This window comes from Citrobacter sp. Ca225 (assembly GCF_030337175.1).
Classification (GTDB): Bacteria; Pseudomonadota; Gammaproteobacteria; order Enterobacterales; family Enterobacteriaceae; genus Citrobacter_A; species Citrobacter_A amalonaticus.
The window spans coordinates 38,147-62,807 of record NZ_JAOWCD010000057.1 but is presented as its reverse complement, the minus strand read 5'-3'; the positions used below and the strand labels follow the sequence as shown (position 1 = coordinate 62,807).

The window sequence follows — 24,661 nt, the reverse complement described above, 5'->3', positions numbered from 1 at the left end:
ACAAATCAGTTACAGGATGTGCGCCTGCACGTCCGGGTCTTTACGGTCGAGATAGTGGATCGACTGAATACGGCGGATGGTGCGTGACTTACCGCGGATCAGCAGCGTTTCGGTGGTCGCGATATTACCTTTACGGCTGATCCCTTCCAGCAGATCGCCTTTGGTGATGCCGGTTGCGGAGAAAATAACATTATCGCTGCGCGCCATTTCATCCAGACGCAGCGCTTTACCCGCCTCGATGCCCATTGCCTGGCAGCGTGCCAGCTCTTGTTCGCCAATGCGACGGTTCTCTTCGCTGTCGCCTTTGACATCATGACGAGCCAGCAGACGGCCCTGCATGTCGCCATCCAGTGCGCGGATCACCGCGGCGGACACCACGCCTTCCGGCGCACCGCCAATCCCGTACAGCACATCCACTTCGCTGTCCGGCATGCAGGTCAGAATGGACGCGGCAACATCGCCATCAGGAATCGCGAATACGCGCACGCCAAGCTTCGCCATCTCTGCGATCACGTCATCATGACGCGGTTTCGCCAGAATCGTCACCGTCAGTTCGCTCAGCGGTTTACCCAGCGCGTTGGCGACATTGCGCAGGTTCTCTTCCAGCGGCAGATTGAGATCGATGCTGCCTTTTGCGCCCGGTCCGACAATCAGCTTTTCCATATACATGTCAGGTGCGTTCAGGAAGCAACCCTTGTCACCCACGGCCAGAACGGCCAACGCGTTGGCCTGGCCCATCGCCGTCATTCGTGTGCCTTCAATGGGGTCGACGGCAATATCCACCGCGTCGCCGCGACCGGTACCGACTTTCTCACCGATGTAGAGCATCGGCGCTTCGTCGATCTCGCCTTCCCCGATCACGATGGTCCCGTCAATGTTGACCTGGTTTAGCATTATGCGCATGGCGTTAACCGCCGCGCCGTCGGCGGTGTTTTTGTCACCGCGTCCTAACCATTTGTAGCCAGCCAGCGCCGCCGCTTCGGTTACGCGGGAAAATTCGATGGCAAGTTCTCGTCTCATAGCAAACTCGTAGCAGAAAGGAATGGCGCGAAGTGTAGCACAGGGGAGAGGGGGAAATTATTGATATCAGAGGGTGAGTGTGCGGGGTTGTCCCCGCACCGTAATCTCATCCGTAGGCCGGATAAGACGCTTTCGCATCGTTATCCGGCAATTCGCGATTACTCTTCGTGGTCTTCCCACGCCAGCGCGCGTTTGACCGCTTTCTTCCAGCCGCTGTAACGGTAGTTACGCTCGGTGGTTTCGATGCCAGGGCGGAATTCACGTTCGATGACCGCTTTTTCCTGCAGTTCATCAAGGTTCTGCCAGAAACCGACTGCCAGACCGGCCAGGTAGGCCGCACCCAACGCCGTGACTTCACGCACTTCCGGACGCTCAACGCGCGTGCCAAGAATGTCAGACTGGAACTGCATCAGGAAGTTGTTGGCGACCGCGCCACCGTCCACGCGCAGGGCGTGCAGGCGAATGCCGGAGTCTGCCTGCATCGCTTCCAGTACGTCGCGGGTCTGGTAGGCAATAGATTCCAGCGTTGCACGGATGATGTGGTTGGCGTTCACACCACGGGTCAAGCCGAAGATCGCGCCACGCGCATACGGGTCCCAGTACGGCGCGCCCAGGCCGGTGAAGGCGGGGACGACGTACACGCCGTTAGTGTCCTTCACTTTGGTCGCGAAATACTCGGAATCGAAGGCGTCGCTGATGAGCTTCATTTCATCACGCAGCCACTGAATAGAAGCGCCCGCCATAAACACAGCGCCTTCCAGCGCATAGTTCACTTCCCCGGTCGGGCCGCAGGCGATGGTGGTCAACAGGCCGTTTTCGGATTTCACCGCTTTTTCGCCGGTGTTCATCAGCATAAAGCAGCCGGTACCGTAGGTGTTTTTCGCCATCCCTTCCTTCACGCACAGCTGGCCGAACAGTGCAGCCTGCTGGTCACCGGCGATACCGGAGATCGGAATACGCGTGCCGCCTTTACCGCCGATGTTGGTCTGACCGTAGACCTCGGAAGAACGGCGCACTTCCGGCAGCATGGCGCGTGGAATATCCAGCGCATCCAGCATCTTGTCGTCCCAGTCCAGCGTGTGGATGTTGAAGAGCATGGTACGCGAGGCGTTGGTGTAATCCGTTACGTGTACGCGTCCCTGGGTCATTTTCCAGATAAGCCAGGTATCAACGGTACCGAACAGCAGTTCGCCGCGACGTGCGCGCTCACGAGAGCCTTCGACGTGGTCGAGGATCCACTTCACTTTGGTGCCGGAAAAATACGGGTCAATGACCAGACCCGTGTTATTGCGGATGTACTCTTCCATGCCATCGCGCTTCAGATGTTCGCAGATATCCGCGGTACGACGGCACTGCCAGACAATCGCATTATAGATAGGTTTACCGGTCTCACGTTCCCAGACGATGGTCGTCTCACGCTGGTTAGTAATCCCGATAGCTGCAATCTGATCGGAACTGATGTCCGCTTTCGCCAGGACTTCCACCAGGGTAGAGCTCTGCGTTGCCCAGATTTCCATCGGGTCGTGTTCTACCCAGCCTGCTTTCGGGTAGATCTGCTCAAATTCGCGCTGTGAGACGCTTACGATATTGGCATCATGATCCATCACGACGGCGCGGGAGCTGGTGGTTCCCTGGTCGAGCGCAACGATATATTTTTTCTCAGTCATAATTATTTGTCCCGTAGTCACATTACAGCGAAGCTTTTTGTTGTGAAGTGGTCGTGGTTTCCTTCTCTTCCACGGCACAGATATCGCACGGCAAATGGCGACCGATCAGCTTGCGATAGGCGAAAGCGCCCAAAATAGCACCAACGATGGGGCCAAACAGCGGCACCAGGAAGTAAGGAATATCTTTGCCACCGGTGAAGGCGACATTACCCCAGCCTGCAAGCCAGGCGAACGCTTTCGGACCGATGTCACGTGCCGGGTTCATCGCAAACCCGGTCAGTGGGCCCATGGATGCGCCGATAACCGCAATCAGTAAACCAATCAACAAAGGAGCCAGCGGGCCACGCGGTACACCGTTACCGTCATCAGTCAGTGCCAGAATAAGCCCCATCAGGATAGCGGTAATCACCATTTCAACCGCGAAGGCCTGCACAAAATTGATATGTGGGTTGGGATACGTTGAGAAAGTGCCGGCCAGATCAACACTCTCAATGCTGCCACGTACAATGTGGTGCGTTTGTTCGAAGTCGGCGAAAAGATTGTAGTAAAGCCCGTAAACTAACGCCGCTGCGCAAAAGGCACCGGCAAATTGAGAAAGGATAAAAGGAACAACTTTGCGCTTGTCGAAACACGCAAACAGCCACAACGCGATAGTGACTGCCGGGTTGAGATGTGCGCCAGACACCCCTGCGGTCAGGTAGATAGCCATGGCTACCCCCAATCCCCAGATGACGCTGATTTCCCACTGTCCAAAAGACGCACCCGCGACTTTAAGCGCAGCGACACACCCCACACCGAAGAAAATCAACAACCCGGTACCGAGGAATTCAGCAATGCACTGGCCTTTTAAGGTTGATGTTTGACTCATAATCGGATCCTGAAGAGTTTAATGTTTATTGTATGCGAGGAGGTCACTGACGTCCGCGATGCCCTGTAGGCACACTGTTAATTTATCGTTAACGAGCACAAACGAGAAATATCGAACTTAAAATGTGTGTACTCCGTCAATAAAATGAGCGTTTTCGCGCCATGAGGCGCGTTTTGTTATACAAAAATAGTGTGAGCTGAATCATTTCATTAACCAAAGCGTTAACACTTAAGGGTTAGGCCGTCGATGTCTGTAAGAGTCGACTGAAAAGTGTTGCAAACCGCAATCAGCGCGGGATGCCGCTGGACAGGGAGAGCGGGGCTTCATACAATCGGCACTATATATTGTGCGCGTTCACGTGAAGCGTCGCCTTGCAATTCAGGAGAGTATGACCATGTCTTTAGAAGTGTTTGAGAAACTGGAAGCAAAAGTACAGCAGGCGATTGATACCATCACCTTGTTGCAGATGGAAATTGAAGAGCTGAAAGAGAAGAACAGCTCGCTGGCGCAGGAAGTGCAATCTGCACAGCACAGCCGTGAAGAGCTCGAGCGCGAAAATCAGTCTCTGAAAGAACAGCAGAATGGCTGGCAGGATCGTTTGCAGGCATTGCTGGGCCGCATGGAAGAAGTCTAATCCTCGTCATCTTTCACGTTATGGCGGCGTTGGCTGCGCGTATTCACCCCGGTCACGTAGTTTACTACGCTCCTGGGGATTCATTCGCTTGCCGCCTTGCCCTAACGCGAAATCTTTAGAGGATTCCTGAGCAAGTAGCTTGTAGGCCGGATAAGGCGCAAGCCGCCATCCAGTAGCCCGCGATAACCAATAAAAAAGGCACCTTACGGTGCCTTTTTCGATCACTCGATATCGAGTGGGTCTTCGGAGAGGATAATACCGGTGTTATCGGCGTACAGATGGTCGCCGGAGAAGAAGGTCACGCCGCCGAAATTGACGCGGACATCGCTTTCCCCAATCCCTTCGCCTGCTGCACCTACCGGAATCGCGGCAATCGCCTGAATGCCGATGTCCAGCTCTTCCAGATCGTCTACCTGACGCACTGCGCCGTAGATGACCAGGCCTTCCCATTCATTTTGTACAGCCAGACGCGCCAGTTCGGCGTCGACCAGCGCACGACGGACAGAACCGCCGCCATCGACCAGCAGAATGCGACCACGGCCATTTTGTTCGAGCAGATCGTACAGCAACCCGTTGTCCTCGAAACATTTCACCGTGACGATTTGTCCGCCAAACGACGACCGTCCTCCAAAGTTAGAGAACAGTGGTTCCACGACGTTGACATCTTCTTGATAGATGTCACAAAGCTCGGAAGTATCGTATTTCATAGGCTTAACGTTCAGTTGCTGCGAGAATTTTTAGTATATCGCGCTATGCGTACTGTTGGCAAAATCATCAATTGTTAATTGATATTTGTCAGTTATCTTGCCCACTGACTTAAGAAAATCCCGACAACAAACAGCAGGTTAGTCAGCAACGCGGCTTTTACCGTACGTTCAAGCATTGGGCGCATCGCTGCTGGTTCCATCTGGCGCATCACGTAACGCGCCTGTTTTACCAGTACCGGTGCGGCCAGCAGGAACAACCAACCCCACGGACTTTGCAGCGAAAGCAGGTTAAACAGCGCCAGGCAGATCAGCGTGCCTATCAGCAAGCAAGCGTGGTAACGACGGGCATTTACGGCGCCGAGGCGGACAACCAGCGTGTTCTTGCCGTTTTCCCGGTCACTGTTGATATCGCGCAGGTTATTGATGTTAAGCACGGCGGTGGCCAGCAGACCGCAGGCGGTAGCTGGAAGGATTAACGCCGGGATCAGCGTATGCGCCTGCAGATACCAACTCCCCATCACGCTCAGCCAGCCAAAGAAGACCAGCACGGAAATATCGCCCAGACCGATGTAGCCATAAGGACGATTGCCCACGGTATAGGTGATGGCGGCAATGATCGACAGTACGCCAAGCACTAGGAAGCCGACAAAATCCGCCGGCGTGCGGCATGCCACCGCAACCAGCGACAGACCGGACACGCAAATGAGTACCACGGTGATGATCAGCGCGCGCTTCATCTCCTGTTGGGTGATCACCCCTTTTTGCATCCCACGCAGCGGCCCAATGCGATCCGGCTTATCGCTGCCTTTAACGGCATCACCATAGTCGTTGGCGAGATTTGACAGGATTTGCAGAAGCCCTGCCGTAATGAGCGCCAGCAAGGCGACCAGCGGATCAAAATATCCCTGCCACCATGCCAGGGCAGTACCGACGATGATCGCCGCGAAGGCGAGCGGTAGAGTCTTGGGTCGTAAACTTTCCAGCCAGGCCTGGGAGCGGCTAATTTGTTGTTGTTCAGTCATATTTAGCGCCAATAAAAATGGGGCCTTTCAGCCCCATCAACAATGATGAAAATGCAGTGAACGCGATTATAGGATAAAACGGCTCAGATCTTCATCTGCGACCAGCGCATCCAGATGTTTGCTCACATAATCCGCATCAATTGTTATGCTTTGACCGTTCAAATCGCTCGCATCATAGGAAATATCTTCCATCAGACGCTCCAGAACGGTGTGCAGACGACGGGCACCGATGTTTTCAGTGGTCTCGTTAACCTGCCATGCTGCTTCAGCAATACGCTTGATACCGGATTCCGTAAACTCAATGTTGACGCCTTCGGTCGCCATTAGCGCTTTGTACTGCACGGTAACAGAAGCGTTAGGTTCCGTCAGAATACGTTCGAAGTCGCTGGTAGTCAGCGCCTGCAGCTCTACGCGAATCGGCAGACGACCCTGCAGTTCCGGGATCAGATCGGACGGTTTTGCCACCTGGAATGCGCCAGAGGCGATAAACAAAATGTGGTCGGTTTTGACCATACCGTGTTTGGTCGAGACGGTGCAGCCTTCAACCAGCGGCAGCAGGTCGCGCTGTACGCCTTCACGGGACACGTCCGGACCCGAGGATTCGCCTCGCTTACAGATTTTGTCGATTTCGTCGATAAACACGATCCCATGCTGCTCAACGGCGTCGATAGCTTCCTGTTTCAGCTCTTCCGGGTTCACCAGTTTGGCCGCTTCTTCTTCAATCAGCAGCTTCATCGCGTCTTTGATTTTCAGCTTACGCGCTTTCTGCTTCTGTCCACCCAGGTTCTGGAACATGGACTGCAGTTGGCTGGTCATCTCTTCCATTCCCGGAGGCGCCATGATTTCCACGCCCATCGGTGCGGCGGCAAGATCGATCTCGATTTCTTTATCGTCGAGCTGGCCTTCACGCAGTTTTTTACGGAACGCCTGACGCGCAGCGGACGGTTCAGACTGTTGCTCCGCCTGGCCCCAGTTATTTTTCGCCGGTGGGATCAGCACATCAAGAATGCGCTCTTCTGCCATCTCTTCCGCACGATAGCGGTTCTTTTCGATCGCCTGGACGCGAACCATTTTAATGGCGGCATCGGTCAGATCGCGGATGATAGAGTCGACTTCTTTACCGACATAACCCACTTCGGTGAATTTTGTTGCTTCCACTTTAATGAACGGCGCGTTGGCAAGCTTTGCCAGACGACGGGCGATTTCGGTTTTACCGACACCGGTTGGGCCGATCATCAGAATGTTTTTCGGTGTAACTTCATGGCGCAGCTCTTCGTCGAGCTGCATGCGGCGCCAGCGGTTACGCAGTGCAATCGCCACGGAACGCTTGGCGTTATCCTGGCCGATGATGTGCTTGTTCAGTTCGCTGACGATTTCGCGTGGGGTCATTTCAGACATGGGAGATCCTTACGCTTTAGACGGTAATTCTTCAATGGTATGGAAATGGTTGGTGTAAATGCAGATATCACCTGCAATATCCAACGCTTTTTCAGCAATGTCGCGAGCGCCGAGCTCGGTGTTTTCCAGCAGAGCACGTGCCGCAGCCTGGGCGTAGGGACCGCCGGAGCCGATGGCAATCAGATCGTTTTCCGGCTGCACGACGTCACCGTTACCGGTGATGATGAGGGAGGCGGTTTCATCCGCGACCGCCAACAGCGCTTCAAGTTTGCGCAGCATGCGATCGGTACGCCAGTCTTTCGCCAGCTCAACGGCGGCTTTAACCAGATGTCCCTGATGCATTTCCAGCTTGCGCTCAAACAGTTCGAACAGCGTGAACGCATCCGCCGTACCGCCCGCAAAGCCAGCAATGACTTTGTCGTTGTACAGACGACGCACTTTCTTCACGTTGCCTTTCATGACGGTGTTACCCAGTGTGGCCTGACCATCACCGGCGATAACCACCTGGCCGTTACGGCGTACGCTTACTATTGTTGTCACGAGCAGACCCCTTGGTTACAAATGCAGAATACAAGCCCCGCACGGTGTGCGGGGCGTAATGCAAGTATAGATGGGGGAGATTTTGGGGGTTTCAACCCCCGGAGGCGAGTCGAATACAGTTTGTGTGACCTGCCATCTTCAGACGGCTAATGGTGCTGTCGGCATTCTCTTTGCCTTTCACCGGCCCGATGACCACGCGGTTCCAGCCATTATTGGTGGTGATTTTGGAGTCAAAGCCTTCGAAAGCTAACTGTGCACGCACGGTTTCTGCCTGTTCTGCGCCTTTAAACGAACCACATTGTACCATCCAGCGACGTTCGTCTTTCTTCTCTGTCGTCGGCTTCGGTGCCTCTGGCACGCGCTCAACCGGTGCGGCTGGCTGTGTTTTTGGCTGCGATGCCGTGGTGTGTGCCGGGGTCTGCAGCAGATCCTGGTACGGTTGCGACGTCGCAGCGGGTTTCTGCGTCTGCGTGGCAGGCTTCGACGGCTGCTGCACTGGCGCCGTTTGCGCAGTACGCGTTTGCGTCTGTGGCTGCGTACGCGGCTGTTGAACCGGCGGCGTGCTGTTCCACTGCTGCTGTTGCTCAACCTGACGTTGCTGAGCCTGGCGCTGCAACGTTTGCTGACGTTGTGCCGGTGTCTGCTCGTTCCACGGCACTTCGTTGAGCTGCGTCGGTTGCTGGCGCATGTCGGCCTGCATTTGCGCAAGTAACTGGCGCTGTTCTTCAGTCAGTTGATCCGGCTTCATGACTTCACCACCGGCTGACGGTTCTGTGGGCGCACGTACGCCCGGCTGACGGCTTTCCAGCTCTTTAATATAGCGCCAGCGCTCTTCCGGCTTTGGCGGCAGCCCGTTGCCAGTCACTTTCTGACCCTGCAACGTTTCGGATTCTTCTTTTTTATGATGCGTAATGAAGTACAGACCACCGATAAAGGCCACAAGCACGGCGGCGGCAATGGCGACCATTGCGGGCGATACCGCAGACGTGTTGCGTTGCTTTTTCCGTGAGGTGCTCTTTTTGCGCCGCGAAGGTGCCGGTTGGCCGCGACGTACATAATCTCGTTGTGCCACTATCGTTTCGCTGTATTGATTCGTTCGTCAGCCCGCCATGTTACTTAAGCGGCGGGCCTTTGACCAGACACGGTGTCTGAAAGGTTTACGTTAAGGCGCGCGTCGTACCCCGAAGGATTAACTCACAATCCATTAAACGCGAGCCGCTGTTGACATTTTGCCCCTGAATTTGGTCAAGCAGCAACAGCATCGCTTCGCGACCAATTTCGAAACGCGGTTGCGCAACGGTGGTCAGCGGCGGATCGCAAAACTCCGCCAGGGCGATGTTGTCGAAACCAATAATCGACAGGTCATCCGGGACGTTGATGCCCTGACGTTTGGCCCATGAGAGGGCACCAAGCGCCATAACATCGCTATGACAGAATACCGCTGTCGGTGGTTGCGGCAAGTCGAACAGTTGTTTAAGCGCATTGCCGCCAGCTTCGTAGGTAAAATCCCCACGGGCGATATAGTGCGGATCAACGGTAATACCGCAACGACGCAGCGCCTGCACGTAGCCCTGCAAGCGGTAATGACACAGCGGCATTTCTTCCGGCCCGGCAATACAGCCAATGCGCTGATGTCCCAGCTCATGCAGGTAGTTCACGGCATTGAAGGCGGCGGTCAGGTTATCGATATGGACGGTAGGCAGTTCCAGTTCCGGCGCAAACTCGTTCGCCATCACCATCGGCGGCAGATTGCGCTGCTCTTCAATACTGGCGTCAAACGGCAGACGAGAGCCCAGCAGCAGCATGCCATCAATTTGCTTGGTGATGATCAAATTGACGAAGGTTTTTTCCTGCTGGTTCTGATGCGCACAATCGCCGATCAGCACCAGATAGCCATGACTGGCGGCGGTGACCTCGATCCCACGGATCAGTTCGCTAAAGAAGGGATCGCAAATATCCGGAACAATCACCAGGATGGTTCGCGATTCATTACGTTTAACGTTGCGTCCCGCCGCCTGCGGTAAATACCCGACCTCTACAGCTGCCTGTTCAACCCGGTTTCGGGTGGACTGAGAGACTTTATCCGGGTTCATTAGCGCGCGAGACACGGTTGCCGTTGAGACTTTCGCCTTCATGGCAACATCTTTCATTGTAGCGGCAGCAACCTGCTTATTCGGTTTCACTCTTTCTCCTCGCCTGGGAAATCCGGCGCAGCACAATCCCTGTTTAAATTCACATCGGAAACATTTTTATCAGATAGCGAATGGAAACGGTTACAGAATTTTCATAAAAAGTGTGATGGGTGTTAAATTTTACGATCCGCCTCGCATCGTGAGGGGGTTATCCCTCAATAGGATCGACATCCAGCACCCATTTCACCTTGCGTGAATCCGGTAAGGTATTGATGAGCGCGAGCGTTCCGCTGACGATATGTTGCAAACGAATTCGTGATGGATGTTGCAATAAAATCTGCCAGCGATAGCGTCCGCCGCGCTTCGGCGCCAGCGCCGGAACGGGGCCTAACACCCAGAGCTTGTCATCTGCCAGCGGGCTGGCCTGGATCAGATTACGCAGCTGCTGCAAAAACAGTGAAGCCTGCTGATTATTATGATCTTCAGCACGCACGATGACGTGGCTGGTCCACGGCGGCAGTTGCATCGTTTGGCGTTCGGCCAGCGCCTGTTCGGCAAACGCGTCATAGCCTTTATGCAACAGAGTTTGCAGCAGCGGATGTTCCGGATGGTGAGTCTGCAAAACCACTTCCCCCTGTTTGCCTGCGCGTCCTGCGCGTCCGGACACCTGAGTATAAAGTTGGGCAAAGCGCTCCGCCGAGCGGAAGTCTGCGGAGAACAACGCGCCATCCACATCCAGCAGCGCAACCAGCGTCACATCAGGGAAGTGGTGACCTTTTGCCAGCATCTGGGTGCCGATCAGGATCCTTGCGCCGCCGCGATGGACTTCCGCCAGATGTTGCTCAAGCGATCCTTTTCGGCTGGTGGTGTCGCGGTCAATGCGGGAAATCGGCACGCCGGGAAAGAAGGGGGCTAAGGCTTGTTCAAGCTGCTCGGTGCCTAACCCGACCGGCACCATATGCGTGGAGCCGCAGGAGGGGCACTGACGCGGCACCGGGCGCTGACTGTCGCAGTGGTGGCAGCGCAAGTGGTGCTGCGCCTGGTGCAGGGTGTAGTAGTGATCGCAACGCGGACACTCTGCAATCCAGCCGCAGTCGTGGCAAAGCAACGCAGGCGCAAAACCCCGGCGGTTGAGGAATAAAATTACCTGGTTATCGGCCTGTAAATGCTGGCGCATACGGGCGATTAACGCCGGTGCCAGGCCTGCCTGTACCTGTTGACCTTTTAAATCGAGTACATGCTGAGTGGCGGGGCGTGCGTTTCCGGCACGACGCGTCAGGCGCAGCATGCGGTATTTTTTCTGCCTGACATTGCAAAGCGTCTCAAGCGCCGGCGTTGCCGAACCGAGGATAATCGGGATGCGTTCACTATGGGCGCGCCAGACCGCCAGATCGCGGGCATGGTAGCGCCAGCCTTCCTGCTGTTTATAGGAACTGTCGTGTTCTTCATCGATCACGATCACGCCAAGATTTTTAAACGGTGTAAATAAGGAGGAACGGGTGCCAATGACGATCGCGGCTTCGCCGTTTTTCGCCTTCAGCCAGGCAGAGAGGCGTTCGCTGTCGTTGAGAGCGGAGTGCAGCACTTCCACCGGCGCGTTGAAACGTTCGCGAAAGCGGGCGATGGTTTGCGGCGTCAGGCCAATTTCCGGCACCATTACCAGCGCCTGTTTACCCTGCGCGAGGACGTTTTCCAGTACGCTCAGGTAAACTTCGGTTTTACCTGAGCCTGTCACCCCGGCCAGCAGCCAGGCGGAGAAACTGTCTGACGCACTGTGAATGGCGCCAACGGCGGTGGCCTGTTCGGTGTTCAGGCGCAGACGTTCGCCGCAGACCGCGTAATTTGTGCGCCAGTCGCTAAAACCAGGCGTTTCGCTCGCCAGTTCGCACAAGCCTTTTTTACGCAGCGCCTGAAGCGCGGCATCGTTGAATTCGAGAGCAGCCACCTGATCGCGCCAGATTTTCCCCTGCCGTAACGCAGCCAGCGCCTGCTGCTGTTTGGGGGAACGCTTCAGGCTATTGAGATCAATGGCCTGACCCTCTTCGGTGGCAAACCAGTACCACATTGGCGCGTTGGTAGCAGGTTTCCCCTGACGCAACAGGATGGGCAGAGCGTGGAACAGCACATCGCCGATGGGATGATGATAATAATCCGCCGCCCAGATCAGCAGCCGCCAGACAGAGGTCGAAAAGAGCGGTTCATCATCCAGCACGTCAACGATCGCTTTCAGTTCATTCAGAGGCAGCTCGCTTTTGTCGCTGACCGAAACCACGATCCCGACGCGCTCTTGCTGTTTGCCAAACGGCACGCGCACGCGACATCCTGCCTTGACGCTGCTCATGCCTTCCGGCAGAAGATAGTCAAAGGTGCGGGGAAGCGGAACGGGTAAGGCAACGCGCGCTACGGGCATAAATCGTCCTGACTTGAAATCTGGCGGGTTAGTATACACATTAGTCGTGGGTGACGAGCGAATCAGTTTGCATGAGTGGGCTAATTTCTGTATGATTCGCCGCCTTTGATGCAAATTGATTGTGTCAAACTATACTATCAACATCGCGTGGTGTCTGGCGTTAGGGCTGGAAGAGCGACGCGGCCTTAAACTGAGGTTTCCCATGAAAAAAGATATTCACCCGAAATACGAAGAAATTACTGCTACCTGTTCTTGCGGTAACGTCATGAAAATCCGCTCTACCGTTGGTCACGATCTGAACCTGGACGTGTGCGGTAAATGCCACCCGTTCTACACTGGCAAACAGCGTGACGTTGCAACCGGTGGCCGTGTTGACCGCTTCAACAAGCGCTTCAACATCCCGGGCAGCAAATAAGTTTCAGCTGTCAAAAAAAAGCGCCGACTGGCGCTTTTTTTGTCTCTGAAATTTATCTGTTCCATATATATCATTAATGTCTTGAATAAATAACGCCATAGCAAATTGAAATGGTGTTTTTAATTTATCGATAAATTGTTTCTGTTGGTGATATCTGTCTCTCTTATCTTCCTTTTTTTGCCATGATTTTTATTTGCTGGCAAAATTTAAAAGGTTTTAACTTTCCCACTTAAATAAACTTCACTTCGTAATATAAAATTATCCTTGTTTTCATCATTGCATTTTTATCGTTGTGATGTTGATAAGGTCAGATTGTTTTTGATGTATTCTATTGAGAGGGATTGCTATGAAGCGTGGATATGCGTTATTACTTATTCCAATATTATCTGGAGCCGCTCATGCTGGCTACGTAGATTATCGTCATGAATATTATGATGACGGACGTAACTATGACCGTGTTTATATGTCCCATCGTTTTGCCAGTGGATTTGGCGTTGCGGTAGAAGCGATTTCGCGCTCTGATGATTCGGATGCAAAACATCCGGTTAATAACATGGAGACGAACGGTAACGAGTACACGGCCAGTTACCAGTTCACCTGGCAAGACCTTGTCTGGCAACCGGGACTGGCGATAGAAACAGATGAAGGTCAGGCAATCTATAAGCCGTACTTGCGTGTGCAATATAATATCAATGATAGCTGGTGGACGGCATTCCGCTATCGTTTTGAGTATACTCGTCGCAATTCAGAAGGCAGAGATGATCGAATGGTTTATCGCCCGGAGGCCTGGTTGGGCTATAACCTTCATGACTGGATGTTTGAACTGAACGGTATTTATAAAATCGCAGACAGTGAAGATTTATATAATAATAAAAAAGAAGACTATGAACTTAACTTTCGCGTTGCCTATAAAATAGGTTCCTGGATCCCTTTTGCTGAAGTGGGTAACGTCTCTTCCGGCTATAATACAGCGACAACCGACGATCGTCAGACACGTTATCGTATTGGTATTGGTTATACTTTCTGATTAATAAATTCTTCTCTATGACATATTCCTGTGCGGTAAGCGTATTTTTTTTGCCGCGCGTACTTCATGCTTAATAATCAGGGAATCCAGATGAATAAGCGAAAAATAGGTCTTGTGAATTACCTCGCCTATGGCTCAGGTGATTGTCTTGGCGCAGGGACAACCGCGCTGACTGCGGCATGGTTATTATATTTTTTCACCACCTTTTGCGGATTAACACCAATAGAGGCGACGTTTATTTTTGCGATGGCGAGAATTTTGGATGCGGTGGTCAGTCCGCTGATGGGATATCTGACGGATAGCTTTGGCAATACGTGGTTGGGAAAACGATTTGGTCGACGGAAGTTCTTTATTTTACTGGGTATTCCCTGCGTTTTCTCCTATAGCCTGATGTGGATGGAGGGAATGAGCTACTGGTATTATCTGGCCGCTTATCTGTTGTTCGACGTGGTCTACACCATGATTTTGGTGCCTTATGAAACGCTGGTTCCGGAAATGACCGACGACTTCAGGCAGAAAACGAAGTTTTCCGGGGCGCGTATCGCGATGGCGCAACTGTCAGCGATCCTGGCGGCTTTTTTACCCGGTATTTTGCTGAACCATTTTGGTAAGGACAATGCCATCTCCTTCTTTTACGCCAGCCTGGTGTTCGCCATTATGTGTGCCGTGGTGCTGACTTTCGTCTGGATCTTTACCTGGGAACGTGAACGTAGTGCGGAAGAGCTGGCGGTGCAGGCGCAAAAGCTGACTCTGGGGCAGAGTCTGCATCGCCTGGTGATTGAGCTGAGCTCAACGTTTCGCATTCGAATTTTTCGTCTGCATCTCGGGATGTATCTCGGCGGCTATATTGCGCAGGACGTTTTCAACGCCGTGTTTACCTATTACGTGGTGTTCGTGCTGATGCAAAGCCCAACGCTGGCGTCCAATCTCATGGGGACGATGGCGATCCTGCAGTTTATCGCCGTGATGGCGATGATCCCGCTGTGTATCCGTTTTGGCCCGGCGCCGTCGTATCGTGTGGTGGTGCTGCTGTTTGGTCTGGGCGCGCTGTCATACTCCGCACTGTACTATAGCGGGATGAGCGACAATTCGGCGCTGTTGCTGCTGATTTCCGCGGTGGCCGGTCTGGGGCGCGGCGGCATCAATTATATCCCGTGGAACATTTATACCTATATTGCGGATGTGGATGAGGTCATCACAGGACAGCGTCGCGAGGGGATATTTGCGGGCATCATGACCCTGACTCGCAAAGCGTCTCAGGCCGGTGCCGTAATGTTGGTCGGCATTGTGATGCAGTATTCCGGTTTTGTCTCAGGACAGGCCACTCAGGTGCCGGGTGTCAGCCATACCATCATGCTGATTCTGAGTTTCGGTACGGTGGCCGTGCTCTGCATGGGATTCCTGGTTTCACTGCGTTTTCGATTAAACCTGAAAACGCACAAAGTACTGCGCGAAGAGACACTGAAAATGCGTCAGGCCGGAGGGATTACCCCGGACGCGATCACACCTCAGGCGCGCCAGACCGTGGAGATGCTGGCTGGTATGCCGTACGAACAGCTGTGGGGAAACAATACGATTGGTTATGTAAACCGGCAGAAGGCGCAGTACCATCAGCCAGCCTGATCCGAGAGAGCCAAATCGATAATCACCATGAAAAAAAGCAGAAGCGTGGCTTCTGCTCTTTTCTGCATCAATATTCCCACGTCTCCGGGTCGATGCCCAGTTCGCGCATAATTTCTTTCGCCGCTTCCGGGATTTCATCGCTACGCTCTTTGCGCAGGTCTGCATCGTTTGGCAGGGGTTGTCCGGTAAAAGCATGCAGAAACGCTTCACACAGCAGCTCGCTGTTGGTGGCGTGACGCAGGTTGTTCACCTGACGACGCGTGCGTTCATCGGTGAGGATTTTTAACACCTTCAGAGGAATGGAAACCGTAATTTTCTTTACTTGCTCACTCTTCTTACCGTGCTCAGCGTATGGGCTGATATATTCGCCGCTCCATTCAGCCATGAGATACCTTAATCCTCTTCGTCATTAATATGGGGCAAGACCATACTATTAGTATGCCTACTCGCCGTAATTCCGCATAGTTTACCGTACAGGCGATACCGTGACACGGATTAAGCACCTGTAGTTGTGCGCTAATGCAGATAATTTTAACGGCTATTTCCGGTTTGCTCAATCTATACGCAAAGAAGTTTAGATGTCCAGATGTATTGACGTCTATTGTTAACCTGTTTACTCTGGGACCTGACTTTTCATCGACTCAGCTCAGGAACACCCTAACATGACGCGTAAACAGGCCACCATCGCAGTGCGTAGCGGGTTAAATGACGACGAACAGTACGGTTGCGTCGTTCCGCCGATTCACCTTTCCAGTACCTATAATTTTACCGGTTTTAATGAGCCGCGCGCCCATGACTACTCCCGTCGCGGTAACCCGACACGCGATGTGGTTCAGCGTGCGCTGGCCGAACTGGAAGGCGGTGCGGGTGCGGTACTGACCAATACCGGTATGTCGGCGATTCATCTGGTGACGACCGTGTTCCTGAAGCCCGGAGATCTGCTGGTTGCGCCACATGACTGCTACGGCGGCAGCTACCGCCTGTTTGACAGCCTGGCGAAGCGCGGATGCTATCGCGTGCACTTTGTCGATCAGGGAGATGAGCAGGCGTTGCAGGCCGCGCTGGCAGAAAAACCTAAACTGGTGCTGGTAGAAAGTCCGAGTAATCCGCTGTTACGCGTGGTGGATATTGCGAAAATCTGTCAACTGGCACGTGAAGCCGGGGCCGTCAGCGTTGTCGATAACACTTTTTTAAGCCCGGCGCTGCAAAATCCGCTGGCATTGGGCGCCGATCTGGTGTTGCATTCATGCACGAAATATCTGAATGGTCACTCTGACGTCGTGGCGGGCGTGGTGATAGCCAAAGATCCGGAGATCGTCACCGAACTGGCCTGGTGGGCGAATAATATCGGTGTGACCGGCAGCGCGTTTGACAGCTACCTGCTGCTGCGCGGGCTGCGTACGCTGTCGCCGCGCATGGAAGTGGCGCAGCGTAATGCACAGGCGATCGTCGATTACCTGCAAACCCAGCCGCTGGTGAAAAAGCTGTATCATCCGTCGCTGCCAGAAAATCAGGGGCATGACATTGCCGCGCGGCAGCAGAAAGGCTTTGGCGCAATGTTGAGTTTTGAACTGGATGGCGATGAGCAGACGCTGCGTCGTTTCCTGAGTGGGCTGTCGTTGTTTACGCTGGCGGAATCTTTAGGGGGAGTGGAAAGCTTAATCTCTCACGCCGCAACGATGACGCATGCTGGCATGGCGCCAGAAGCGCGTGCGGCCGCCGGGATCTCCGAGACGCTGCTGCGCATCTCCACGGGTATTGAAGATGGCGAAGATTTAATTGCCGACCTGGAAAATGGCTTCCGGGCTGCAAACAAGGGGTAAACATGAGTGTGATTGCGCAGGCAGGGGCGAAGGGTCGTCAACTGCACAAATTTGGTGGTAGTAGTCTGGCTGACGTGAAGTGTTATCTGCGCGTCGCGGGCATCATGGCGGAATACTCACAGCCTGACGACATGATGGTGGTTTCCGCTGCGGGCAGTACGACCAACCAACTGATCAGTTGGCTGAAATTAAGTCAGACCGATCGCCTCTCTGCGCATCAGGTACAACAGACCCTGCGACGCTATCAGTGTGAACTGATTAGCGGCTTGCTTCCCGCCGACGTGGCGGAGGCATTAACCAGCCTGTTTATCAGCGATCTGGAACGTCTGGCCAATCTGCTGGACAGCGGCGTGAATGACGCCGTTTATGCGGAAGTCGTGGGCCACGGTGAAGTATGGTCAGCGCGTCTGATGTCGGCTGTGCTCAATCAGCAGGGCATGGAGTCGGCCTGGCTGGATGCACGTGAATTCTTACGCGCTGAGCGCGCTGCGCAACCGCAGGTGGATGAAGGGCTTTCTTACCCGTTATTACAGCAACTGCTGATCCAGCATCCGCAGAAACGTCTGGTCGTGACCGGTTTTATCAGTCGTAGTAATGCGGGTGAAACGGTGCTACTAGGCCGTAATGGTTCTGACTACTCCGCCACGCAGATCGGTGCGCTGGCAGGAGTGTCTCGCGTCACCATCTGGAGTGATGTGGCCGGGGTTTACAGCGCAGACCCGCGTAAAGTCAAAGATGCCTGCCTGCTGCCGCTGCTGCGTCTGGATGAAGCCAGCGAGCTGGCGCGTCTGGCGGCACCGGTTCTGCACGCCCGTACGCTGCAGCCGGTTTCTGGCAGCGATATCGATCTTCAGTTGCGCTGTAGTTATACGCCAGATCAAGGCTCCACGCGCATTGAGCGTGTATTAGCTTCCGGGACCGGTGCGCGTATCGTGACCAGCCATGATGACGTCTGCCTGATTGAATTTCAGGTGCCTGCCAGCCAGGACTTTAAGCAGGCGCATAAAGATATCGATCAGGTCCTCAAGCGGGCACAGGTGCGTCCGCTGGCCGTTGGCGTCCATACCGATCGTCATCTGCTGCAGTTCTGCTATACCTCGGAAGTGGCCGACAGTGCCCTGCGAATCCTCGATGAAGCCGGTCTGCCGGGTGAACTGCGATTGCGTCAGGGGCTGGCGCTGGTGGCAATGGTGGGCGCAGGCGTCACCCGTAACCCGCTGCACTGCCATCGTTTCTGGCAACAGTTGAAAGGACAGCCGGTAGAATTTACCTGGCAGTCGGAAGAGGGCATCAGCCTGGTGGCCGTACTGCGTACCGGCCCAACGGAGAGCCTGATTCAGGGTCTGCATCAGTCCATTTTCCGCGCTGAAAAACGCATCGGCCTGGTGCTTTTCGGCAAGGGCAACATCGGCTCCCGCTGGCTGGAGCTGTTTGCCCGCGAGCAGAGCACGCTCTCGGCGCGTACCGGATTTGAATTTGTGCTGGCCGGGGTGGTGGATAGCCGTCGCAGCCTGCTGAACTACGAAGGGCTGGACGCCAGCCGGGCGCTGGCGTTCTTCAATGATGAAGCCATTGAACAGGATGAAGAGTCGCTGTTCCTGTGGATGCGCGCGCATCCGTATGACGATCTGGTGGTGCTGGATGTGACCGCCAGCGAACAGCTCGCCGATCAGTATCTCGACTTTGCCAGCCACGGTTTTCACGTGATTAGTGCGAACAAACTGGCCGGTGCAAGCACCAGCAATAAGTATCGCCAGATCCACGACGCGTTTGATAAGACCGGGCGCCACTGGCTGTATAACGCAACCGTGGGTGCGGGGTTGCCGATCAACCACACCGTGCGCGATCTGATCGACAGCGGCGACACCATCCTGTCGATCAGCGGGATCTTCTCCGGCACACTGTCCTGGCTGTTCCTGCAGTTTGATGGCTCTGTGCCGTTTACCGATCTGGTGGATCAGGCCTGGCAACAGGGACTGACGGAGCCGGATCCGCGCGTTGACCTGTCGGGTAAAGATGTGATGCGCAAGCTGGTGATTCTGGCACGCGAAGCAGGCTACGACATCGAGCCGGATCAGGTCCGCGTTGAGTCGCTGGTTCCCGCGCATTGTGAAGAAGGCTCAATCGACCACTTCTTTGAGAATGGCGATGAGCTGAACGATCAGATGGTGCAGCGTCTGGAAGCGGCCCGTGAAATGGGGCTGGTACTGCGCTATGTGGCGCGTTTCGACGCCAATGGCAAAGCGCGTGTTGGCGTGGAAGCGGTTCGCCCGGAGCATCCGCTGGCAGCGCTGCTGCCGTGCGATAACGTCTTTGCTATCGAAAGCCGCTGGTATCGCGATAACCCGTTAGTGATCCGCGGGCCCGGTGCCGGGCGTGACGTCACTGCCGGGGCGATTCAGTCGGATATTAACCGTCTGGCGCAGCTGCTGTAGTTTTTTGCCGGATGGCGCAGTGCGCTTATCCGGCCGATGGTTCGGGCGTAATTCAGGCCGGATAAGATGCTTCAGCATCCTGTCCGGCGTGTTACCGACCAGCAAACACCTCTTTTGCGGCGAACAGACCGTTCAGCGCCGCCGGGAAACCGGCATACACTGCCATCTGTATCATGACCTCAATAATCTCCTCCTGCGTTAACCCGACATGCAGCGCGGCAGCAATGTGAACCTTCAACTGCGGTGCGGCGTTGCCCAGTGCGGTTAAGGCGGCGACGGTGGCGATTTCCCGACTGCGTAAATCCAGTCCGGGGCGGGAATAAATGTCGCCAAAAGGAAACTCAATCAGATAGCGAGCGAAGTCGGGAGCGATGTCCTTCAGGCTCTCGACGACGGCATCGCCGCCTTTGCCATCAACCTGCTGTAGCATGTTCTGACCGGTGATAAAGCGTTCTGAATGCATAGTGTCTTCCTCATCTGTTAGTGATGACGTGAGGATAGGGTGGGTGGAATGATTTGGATAATACCGTTTCCGTGATACCTTTTCGGTATGACAACACCGCTTCTGCACTCTCTGGATATTCGCCTGCTGCGTTACTTTGCCGTGGTGGCGGAAGAGAACAACATGAGCCGGGCAGCCCTGCGACTGTTTATGTCGCAACCGCCGCTTAGCCGCCATATACGCCAGCTTGAAGAACGTCTGGGGGTGACGCTGTTTGTCCGTCATACCAAAGGGTTGACGCTGACGAATGAGGGGCTGCGCGTGCTGGAGATCGTGCGTCCGCTGCTGGAACAGCAGGATAAAACCTATGCGGCCCTGAATCAGCTTGCGCCAGACGGCGTGCAGTCGTTGCGTCTGGGGCTGACGACGGCATTTGAGCAGGGCGTTTTCGCCGCGCTGGAAACGCAACTGAATACCCGGGTTGATACCCTGCGTCTTGTGCGCCAGGGCTCGCCCGATCTCATACGTCAGGTGCGACGCGGAAAACTGGATGCTGCCGTGGTGGCGTTGCCGCTGGAGACCGCCGGACTGACCATCACGCCGCTCGACTGGCGTGAGCCGCTCATCGCAGCGCTACCTGCCATTTGGTCAGAGGCTGGCAGTGACACCCTCTCCCTGAAAGCACTTAATCACCGGCCGCTGTTCTGGTTTAGCCGGGAACGAAATCCGGCCTTCTTTGACGCTACGCGGGCACGCTTTCAGCGTATAGGTTACGCTCCTGCCTGTCTTGAAGAGCCGCTGGAGCATGACGTTCTGCTGGCGCGAATAGCCCATGGCGATGGTCTGAGCTTATTCCCTGCTTCCTTTGCCGCTATTCAGCGTCAGGGCGTGGTTTTTCGACCACTGAGCGAGGGTGAACTCAGCATTCAGGCGGGGCTGGCGATGTTGCCGGAGAACGCTGCCCGCTTACAATGGCTGAAAAGCATGATGCTGTCCGCTGGTATAGCCCACTAACGTGAATTTTTTTCATCTTCCCTGACTTTTCCTCACCATCAACGATGATTTTTCAGTTGACGTCATCGTGCTTTTCCGTCATTTTTACATCTGGACGTCTAAACGGATAGATGTTCACAACACAACATATAATGACAAGCGATTGATGAGGTAAGGTATGAGCTTTTTTCACGCCAACCAGCGGGAAGCCCTGAATCAGAGCCTGGCGGAAGTCCAGGGTCAGATTAACGTTTCGTTCGAGTTTTTCCCGCCGCGCACCAGTGAAATGGAGCAAACCCTGTGGAATTCCATCGATCGCCTGAGCAGCCTGAAGCCGAAGTTTGTTTCGGTAACCTACGGCGCCAACTCTGGCGAACGCGATCGCACGCACAGCATCATCAAAGGGATTAAAGATCGTACCGGTCTGGAAGCCGCACCGCACCTGACCTGTATTGATGCGACCCGCGATGAACTGCGTACTATTGCACAGGACTACTGGAACAACGGAATCCGCCACATCGTTGCGCTGCGCGGCGATTTGCCGGCAGGCAGCGGTAAGCCCGATATGTATGCTGCCGACCTGGTGAGCCTGCTGAAAGAGGTGGCCGACTTTGATATCTCCGTCGCCGCTTACCCGGAAGTGCATCCGGAAGCGAAAAGCGCGCAGGCGGATCTGCTCAACCTGAAACGTAAAGTGGATGCCGGGGCGAACCGCGCCATTACCCAATTTTTCTTTGACGTCGAAAGCTACCTGCGTTTTCGTGACCGCTGCGTCTCTGCGGGTATCGACGTGGAAATCATTCCTGGCATTCTGCCGGTCTCGAACTTTAAGCAGGCGAAGAAGTTTGCCGATATGACCAATGTGCGCATTCCGGCGTGGATGTCACAGATGTTTAATGGCCTCGATGACGATGCGGAAACCCGTAAGCTGGTGGGAGCAAATATCGCCATGGACATGGTGAAAATTTTAAGCCGGGAAGGCGTAAAAGACTTTCATTTCTATACACTTAACCGCGCTGAAATGAGTTATGCCATTTGCCACACCCTGGGTGTCAGACCCGGTATCTAAATGCCTCGGCCCTCCCCGGAGGGCTTTATTACACCTCATTTTGATCTACATCTCTGTAACTAAAAATATAAAAGGTATCGGCTATCGAATCTGTGGATTTTTTCGACTATATCTTATCTCTGTAGGTGTATATCGTAATGTAAACACTGTAAAGGGAGCATATAGATGAGCACGCCAGACGATATCCATAACCCGACGTCCGCCGGAAAATGTCCTTTTCATCAGGGCGGCCATGACCAGAGCGCTGGAGCAGGAACAACCAGCCGTGACTGGTGGCCTAACCAGCTCCGCGTCGACTTGTTAAACCAACATTCCAATCGCTCAAACCCGCTGGGTGAAGATTTTGATTACCGCAAAGAATTCAGCAAATTAGATTATTCCGCGCTGAAAGGCGATCTCAGAGCGCTTCTCACCGAATCTCAACCGTGGTGGCCTGCTGACTGGGGAACGTATGCCGGTCTGTTTATCCGCATGGCCTGGCACGGGGCTGGTACCTATCGTTCCGTTGACGGACGCGGCGGCGCAGGTCGCGGACAGCAGCGTTTTGCTCCCCTGAACTCCTGGCCGGATAACGTGAGTCTGGACAAGGCGCGTCGTCTGCTGTGGCCAATCAAGCAAAAATACGGACAAAAAATTTCCTGGGCCGACTTGTTTATTCTGGCGGGTAACGTTGCGCTGGAAAACTCCGGCTTCCGTACCTTTGGTTTCGGTGCGGGTCGTGAGGACGTCTGGGAACCGGATCTGGATGTAAACTGGGGCGATGAGAAAACGTGGCTTGCCCACCGTGACCCGGAAGAACTGGCTAAACGTCCTTTAGCCGCCACCGAGATGGGGCTGATCTATGTTAACCCGGAAGGTCCTAACGCCAGCGGTGAACCGCTTTCGGCGGCTTCAGCGATTCGTGCAACCTTTGGCAACATGGGGATGAACGACGAAGAGACCGTTGCGTTGATTGCCGGCGGTCACACATTAGGGAAAACCCACGGCGCAGGCCCGGCGACGCACGTCGGCCCGGACCCGGAAGTGGCACCGATCGAAAACCAGGGTTTAGGCTGGAAAAGTGATTTTGGTAGCGGTGTGGGCGCGGATGCGATTACATCCGGACTGGAAGTGGTCTGGACGCAAACCCCAACCCAGTGGAGCAACTACTTCTTCGAGAACCTGTTCAAATATGAGTGGGTACAGACGCGCAGTCCGGCTGGCGCCATCCAGTTTGAAGCAGTCGATGCGCCAGAAATCATTCCTGATCCGTTCGACCCGTCGAAAAAACGTAAGCCGACGATGCTGGTCACCGACCTGACGCTGCGTTTTGATCCAGAATTCGAAAAAATTTCCCGCCGTTTCCTGAACGATCCGCAGGCGTTTAACGAAGCCTTCGCCCGTGCGTGGTTCAAACTGACCCACCGTGATATGGGGCCGAAAGCGCGTTACATCGGTCCGGAAGTGCCAAAAGAAGATCTGATTTGGCAGGACCCGCTGCCGCAACCCACCTTCAATCCAACGGAAGAAGATATCCTGAGCCTGAAGTCTGCCATCGCGGATTCCGGTCTCTCTGTCGGTGAACTGGTGTCCGTTGCGTGGGCGTCTGCGTCGACCTTCCGCGGGGGGGATAAACGTGGCGGGGCGAACGGTGCGCGTCTGGCATTAGCGCCGCAGCGCGGCTGGGATGTCAATGCGATTGCTACGCGTGCGCTGCCGGTTCTGGAGAAAATCCAGCGTGATTCCGCTAAAGCGTCGCTGGCCGATATCATTGTTCTTGCCGGTGTCGTGGGGGTTGAAAAAGCCGCCAGCGCTGCAGGTGTCAGCATTCATGTGCCGTTTACGCCTGGTCGTGTGGATGCGCGTCAGGATCAGACAGATATTGAGATGTTTGAGCTCCTCAAACCGATCGCCGATGGGTTCCGTAACTATCGCGGTGAACCTGGCGTGGCAACAACAGAGTCTCTGCTGATCGATAAAGCGCAGCAGTTGACTCTGACCGCACCAGAAATGACCGTGCTGGTGGGTGGTCTGCGCGTGCTTGGCGCGAACTACGACGGCAGTAAACATGGTGTCTTTACCGATCGTCCGGGTGTACTCAGCAATGACTTCTTCGTCAACCTGCTGGATATGCGTCACGAATGGAAACCGGTTGATGAGTCAAACGAACAGTTTGAAGGTCGCGATCGTCAGACAGGTGAAGTGAAATACACCGCTTCTCGTGCGGACCTGGTTTTTGGCTCTCATGCGGTGCTGCGTGCTCTGGCGGAAGTGTATGCCGGTAGCGATGCGCACGTGAAGTTCGTGAAGGACTTTGTTGCGGCATGGGTGAAAGTGATGAACCTGGACCGTTTCGACCTGCAGTAAGCCCACCCCTGATGTAATCTGACCCCACTTCAGCGACGGCTTGCAGTCGCTGAAGTGTATTTGTAGGGGTATAGTGTCCGCAGGAAACGT

Annotated in this window: 21 protein-coding genes; 9 read left to right on the top strand and 12 right to left on the bottom strand. The window is 54.6% G+C overall.

What is annotated here, in order from left to right; genetic code table 11:
• Window positions 1-9 precede the first annotated feature (9 nt).
• The 3 genes from glpX to glpF form a co-directional block, all read right to left on the bottom strand.
• Window positions 10-1,020, bottom strand: coding sequence for a class II fructose-bisphosphatase (gene glpX, locus OGW13_RS05985; RefSeq protein WP_042998921.1), 1,011 nt, complete (start codon window positions 1,018-1,020; stop codon window positions 10-12).
• Between the two features lie 158 nt (window positions 1,021-1,178).
• On the bottom strand, window positions 1,179-2,687 hold the full coding sequence (gene glpK / locus OGW13_RS05980) for a glycerol kinase GlpK (protein WP_044257467.1): 1,509 nt from the start codon (window positions 2,685-2,687) through the stop codon (window positions 1,179-1,181).
• 22 nt (window positions 2,688-2,709) lie between these two features.
• Window positions 2,710-3,555, bottom strand: coding sequence for a glycerol uptake facilitator protein GlpF (gene glpF, locus OGW13_RS05975; RefSeq protein ID WP_042998923.1), 846 nt, complete (start codon window positions 3,553-3,555; stop codon window positions 2,710-2,712).
• Window positions 3,556-3,943: 388 nt separating this feature from the next.
• Here glpF and zapB point away from each other — a divergent pair, with 388 nt between their 5' ends.
• Entirely contained in the window at window positions 3,944-4,189 is a 246-nt protein-coding gene (zapB, locus tag OGW13_RS05970; RefSeq protein WP_090050665.1) for a septal ring assembly protein ZapB, read from the top strand.
• A gap of 221 nt (window positions 4,190-4,410) precedes the next feature.
• Here zapB and rraA read toward each other — a convergent pair whose 3' ends face one another.
• The 7 genes from rraA to priA all read right to left on the bottom strand — a co-directional run bounded on the left by rraA (window position 4,411) and on the right by priA (window position 12,398).
• Window positions 4,411-4,896, bottom strand: a complete 486-nt coding sequence (gene rraA / locus OGW13_RS05965; protein WP_042998924.1) for a ribonuclease E activity regulator RraA — start codon at window positions 4,894-4,896, stop codon at window positions 4,411-4,413.
• A 92-nt stretch (window positions 4,897-4,988) separates the two neighbouring features.
• Entirely contained in the window at window positions 4,989-5,918 is a 930-nt protein-coding gene (gene menA, locus OGW13_RS05960; protein ID WP_042998925.1) for a 1,4-dihydroxy-2-naphthoate polyprenyltransferase, read from the bottom strand.
• Window positions 5,919-5,984: 66 nt separating this feature from the next.
• Entirely contained in the window at window positions 5,985-7,316 is a 1,332-nt protein-coding gene (hslU, locus tag OGW13_RS05955) for an ATP-dependent protease ATPase subunit HslU (RefSeq protein WP_044257468.1), read from the bottom strand.
• A gap of 9 nt (window positions 7,317-7,325) precedes the next feature.
• The gene (hslV, locus tag OGW13_RS05950) at window positions 7,326-7,856 is read right to left on the bottom strand and encodes an ATP-dependent protease subunit HslV (protein WP_044257469.1); all 531 of its coding nucleotides are present in this window, start codon (window positions 7,854-7,856) and stop codon (window positions 7,326-7,328) included.
• Window positions 7,857-7,947: 91 nt separating this feature from the next.
• Window positions 7,948-8,928, bottom strand: coding sequence for a cell division protein FtsN (ftsN, locus tag OGW13_RS05945; protein ID WP_042998927.1), 981 nt, complete (start codon window positions 8,926-8,928; stop codon window positions 7,948-7,950).
• A gap of 85 nt (window positions 8,929-9,013) precedes the next feature.
• A complete protein-coding gene (gene cytR / locus OGW13_RS05940) occupies window positions 9,014-10,039 on the bottom strand; it encodes a DNA-binding transcriptional regulator CytR (RefSeq protein ID WP_044257471.1) in 1,026 nt (341 codons plus the stop codon).
• Between the two features lie 157 nt (window positions 10,040-10,196).
• Entirely contained in the window at window positions 10,197-12,398 is a 2,202-nt protein-coding gene (gene priA, locus OGW13_RS05935; protein ID WP_200119805.1) for a primosomal protein N', read from the bottom strand.
• A 202-nt stretch (window positions 12,399-12,600) separates the two neighbouring features.
• Between priA and rpmE the strand changes: the two genes are divergently transcribed.
• From rpmE to OGW13_RS05920, 3 genes are all read left to right on the top strand, one after another.
• Window positions 12,601-12,813, top strand: coding sequence for a 50S ribosomal protein L31 (gene rpmE / locus OGW13_RS05930; protein ID WP_042325590.1), 213 nt, complete (start codon window positions 12,601-12,603; stop codon window positions 12,811-12,813).
• A gap of 346 nt (window positions 12,814-13,159) precedes the next feature.
• A complete protein-coding gene (locus OGW13_RS05925; RefSeq protein ID WP_287115796.1) occupies window positions 13,160-13,840 on the top strand; it encodes an oligogalacturonate-specific porin KdgM family protein in 681 nt (226 codons plus the stop codon).
• A gap of 90 nt (window positions 13,841-13,930) precedes the next feature.
• A complete protein-coding gene (locus OGW13_RS05920; protein WP_044328859.1) occupies window positions 13,931-15,463 on the top strand; it encodes an MFS transporter in 1,533 nt (510 codons plus the stop codon).
• A gap of 67 nt (window positions 15,464-15,530) precedes the next feature.
• On the opposite strand, the gene metJ is transcribed toward OGW13_RS05920, so the two are convergent.
• Window positions 15,531-15,848: a met regulon transcriptional regulator MetJ gene (gene metJ / locus OGW13_RS05915; RefSeq protein WP_042325599.1), complete on the bottom strand. Its 318-nt coding sequence runs from the start codon at window positions 15,846-15,848 to the stop codon at window positions 15,531-15,533.
• Between the two features lie 277 nt (window positions 15,849-16,125).
• Between metJ and metB the strand changes: the two genes are divergently transcribed.
• Window positions 16,126-17,286, top strand: a complete 1,161-nt coding sequence (metB, locus tag OGW13_RS05910; protein WP_044257479.1) for a cystathionine gamma-synthase — start codon at window positions 16,126-16,128, stop codon at window positions 17,284-17,286.
• A gap of 2 nt (window positions 17,287-17,288) precedes the next feature.
• The gene (gene metL / locus OGW13_RS05905; protein WP_046401646.1) at window positions 17,289-19,721 is read left to right on the top strand and encodes a bifunctional aspartate kinase/homoserine dehydrogenase II; all 2,433 of its coding nucleotides are present in this window, start codon (window positions 17,289-17,291) and stop codon (window positions 19,719-19,721) included.
• A 91-nt stretch (window positions 19,722-19,812) separates the two neighbouring features.
• Here the strand turns inward: metL and OGW13_RS05900 are convergent, their stop codons facing one another.
• A complete protein-coding gene (locus tag OGW13_RS05900) occupies window positions 19,813-20,184 on the bottom strand; it encodes a carboxymuconolactone decarboxylase family protein (protein ID WP_109739602.1) in 372 nt (123 codons plus the stop codon).
• A gap of 87 nt (window positions 20,185-20,271) precedes the next feature.
• On the opposite strand from OGW13_RS05900, the gene OGW13_RS05895 reads away from it, so the two are divergent.
• The 3 genes from OGW13_RS05895 (at window position 20,272) to katG (ending at window position 24,571) form a co-directional block, all read left to right on the top strand.
• Window positions 20,272-21,177 carry a LysR family transcriptional regulator gene (locus tag OGW13_RS05895; protein WP_044265210.1) on the top strand — a complete coding sequence of 302 codons (906 nt, stop codon included), beginning with the start codon at window positions 20,272-20,274 and terminating at the stop codon, window positions 21,175-21,177.
• A gap of 157 nt (window positions 21,178-21,334) precedes the next feature.
• Window positions 21,335-22,225 (top strand): methylenetetrahydrofolate reductase, encoded by an 891-nt coding sequence (gene metF / locus OGW13_RS05890; protein ID WP_042998936.1) that lies wholly within the window; start codon window positions 21,335-21,337, stop codon window positions 22,223-22,225.
• A gap of 165 nt (window positions 22,226-22,390) precedes the next feature.
• Window positions 22,391-24,571: a catalase/peroxidase HPI gene (gene katG / locus OGW13_RS05885; RefSeq protein WP_042998937.1), complete on the top strand. Its 2,181-nt coding sequence runs from the start codon at window positions 22,391-22,393 to the stop codon at window positions 24,569-24,571.
• The last annotated feature ends 90 nt before the right edge of the window (window positions 24,572-24,661 follow it).